The 1,926-nt window shown below is 73.7% G+C and carries 2 protein-coding genes; one reads left to right on the top strand and one right to left on the bottom strand.

Annotation, left to right across the window (positions count from 1 at the left end):
* Window positions 1-75: 75 nt before the first annotated feature.
* A complete protein-coding gene (locus tag HGA02_RS17945) occupies window positions 76-468 on the bottom strand; it encodes a hypothetical protein (RefSeq protein WP_168680619.1) in 393 nt (130 codons plus the stop codon).
* A 325-nt stretch (window positions 469-793) separates the two neighbouring features.
* Here HGA02_RS17945 and HGA02_RS17950 point away from each other — a divergent pair, with 325 nt between their 5' ends.
* Complete coding sequence (locus tag HGA02_RS17950) at window positions 794-1,852, top strand: hypothetical protein (protein WP_168680621.1); 1,059 nt, start codon at window positions 794-796, stop codon at window positions 1,850-1,852.
* The last annotated feature ends 74 nt before the right edge of the window (window positions 1,853-1,926 follow it).

Consider the following 1,926-nt stretch of genomic DNA (forward strand, 5'->3'; position numbering starts at 1 on the left):
ACGGGCGGCACCCCGGTGACGCGAGGCGGCGCCGCGCCCCCCGTCCGCGGCGCCGCCCGTCCGACGTGCCGGCGGTCAGCTCGTCTGGTCGAGGCTCTCGACCAGCGCGGTCGAGCCCGGGAAGAAGCGCGGTGCACGCACGCGCACGGGCACGTAGTCCTGGTACTCCTCCGGCTGCGCCGCGAGGAACGCGCCGCTCTTGGTGTAGGCGAGCAGCAGCGCGACGGCGCTGGTGTCGGCGTCCCCGTCCTCGTCGACCGCGTACTCGAGCGCCTGCACCGCGGCCAGGTCGCCGCTCTCGAAGGCGGTGACGAGCTCGTCGATGCTCGAGCGGAAGTAGCGGTAGCCCTCGACCACCTTCTCGCCCGACGGCTTGTGGATCACGGTCTTGCCGAAGAGCTTCTTCTTGGTCTCGAACAGGTCGGGCTGCGCCACGAGCCAGTCCGTGAGATCGGGGATGTCGGTCATCTGCTTGGCCGGCCTTCCGTTGAGGTCATCGCGCTGAGAGCGCTCTCACACAGTCGTGAGGTGGCAAGTCTGCCCGCCCGTGGTGGCGCTATCGGATGTTTCGTCCGGATTTCACCCGCGGTCACGCGCACCGGCGGCCTGGGCCCGCTCGCCCTCCGCGTCACACCCGCCGTCGTTCCCCCTCATCGTCCGCACGCGCCCGGCCGGTGGACTCCGGTCGCCGCTCGGCGACGTCGCCCGCAGCATGAGCGGGACGGGGTACGACCCCGTCTCCGCACCATCGGTCGGCCGCTGCGGCGGCGACCCGCACACAGGGGGCACTTCCGTGCGACGTCACCTCGTCCTGAGCTCGATCCTGACCGCCACGCTCGGCATCGCCGTGGCCGTCCCACCGGCCGCCGCCGACGACCCACCCCCGACGGGCTGGCAGGGACCTGTGTGCGGCACGCGCACGGTGATCCCGCTGACCGTCGCGCGCGACGTCGACGACGCGGGCGTCGTCGTGGGCTACGACCAGCGGACACGCGCCGCCTCGTGGAACTCCCGGACCGGTGCTTACCGCTGGTACGGCGGCATCGAGGGCGGCCTGTTCTCGGAGATCAGCGCGATCAGCGGAGCCGGACGCGTCGCGGGCGTGGCCGAGGTCGACGGCCCGACGACGAACCCGCCCAAGGCCGTGCGCGTCGAGGGGCCGCTCCCCCTCCGGCCGGTGGACCGCTCGCTGCGGACCGCCGACCAGGTCCACGACGTCAACGACGCCAACGTCGTCGTCGGCACGAGCGAGGTCCTCGGCGCGCAGGGTGCCACCGAGCCGTTCGTGTGGACCGACCGCAAGCACGTGCTCCCGACGCCCGACGCCTCGTACCGCTTCGTGCAGACCCGGTCGGTCAACGAGGCCGGGTGGGTGCTCGGCGGGGGTTACCACCTCGACGCGCAGGGCGTCTACCACCACCGGGTGCTCGTCTGGCGCCCGGACCGGAGCGTCCTCGAGCTCCCGCCGCTGCCCGACGACGCCATCTTCGTCGCCGAGCACATCGACGAGCAGGGCGGGGTGACCGGCCACCGCCTCAGCCCTGACTGGGAGAACGACGCGCTCGTCACGTGGTCGCCGACCGCGGGGTACACGTTCGTGCCGTCGCCCGGCGGCGACCTCCAGGTCATCTCCGCCGACGACCGCGGCGGCGCGGTCGGCACGGTCATCGACCCGACGTCGGGCTCGGCGCTGCCGTTCCTCTACCGCCCGGACACCGGCTTCCGCCGCCTGGCGGGGCCCGACGGGACGCTGCTGCGCGGCGTGCCCTACCGGATGAGCGAGGCGGGCCAGGTGCTCCTGATGTCCGACCAGCGCCCCTACCTGTGGACGCCGACGTGCCCGGCGGCCTGACGCCGGAACCCGGGCGCCCGCTCGACCCCGCGTCGGAGCGGCGTCGCGGGCCGCGCCGCCACCGTCGACCCGCT

This window comes from Cellulomonas septica, assembly GCF_012396155.1.
Taxonomy (GTDB): Bacteria; Actinomycetota; Actinomycetes; order Actinomycetales; family Cellulomonadaceae; genus Cellulomonas; species Cellulomonas septica.